We start from the raw sequence: 778 nt of genomic DNA, 5'->3' as shown, positions 1-778 counted from the left end.
TAAAACCAACGGTACGCAACCCCGGAACAAAGCGGATGATAAAAAGACTACTGAATGCGTTGTGGCGTAATTTAGTCCTAAGTGTACGAAAGTATCGATTGGTCAGCGCTTTGTAACGAACACCTCTAAAGTAGCGTCCTGACTTACCGAGGTAGTAAAGCCCTAAGTCACCGCTTGCGATACCGATGAAAATGGCAAGTAGAGCATATTGTGGTGGAATGAGACCTTGAGTCGCTAACCCTGCCGCAGACACAATTGCTAAATCTTCAAGCAGATAAGAGAGCGCAATAATGCCGAGCATTAGCCATAGCAGCGACTCTTCTCCTGAATTTAACCATGTTTGAGTGCTTTCGACGTTGCCCATCAAATGTCCCTATCTATCCTATAGATTAATGGCTTATTGACCACTCATTGAGTGTAGTAAATGAAATAGACACGAGCAGTGGATAAAAACTTGCAGTGAGCTGCGGGATTTTTGTGCTTACTGTGCACTCTTAGGTGCTGAAATGGGGGAGGGAGTTGTGAATTTATGGAATGAGGGACTTGCTTAAAATTAGACGCTATTTATGACTAACATGCAGAAAAATAAAGACTTTTACAGGGGCGGTTTACCAATATTAAAAAAGGCTGAATCGTTAAATTCAGCCTTTTGAAACATTAACTAAAGATTATTGAAAAATCTTATTTAGTTAGGTCGATTTGGTAAACACCGAAGCCAACATCATCAGTCGCAACGCGTTTCATTGGGTATTGACCTTTTTCTTTGATGAACTGTGCT

The 778-nt window shown here is 41.3% G+C and carries 1 protein-coding gene; it reads right to left on the bottom strand.

What is annotated here, in order from left to right; genetic code table 11:
- Positions 1-364 (bottom strand): DedA family protein (locus KIV40_RS27650; protein WP_375164890.1); only part of this gene is annotated, 364 nt, incomplete at its 3' end.
- Positions 365-778: the final 414 nt, after the last annotated feature.

This window comes from Vibrio sp. D173a (genome assembly GCF_030248475.1).
This window is presented reverse-complemented; position numbering and strand designations above follow the sequence as displayed.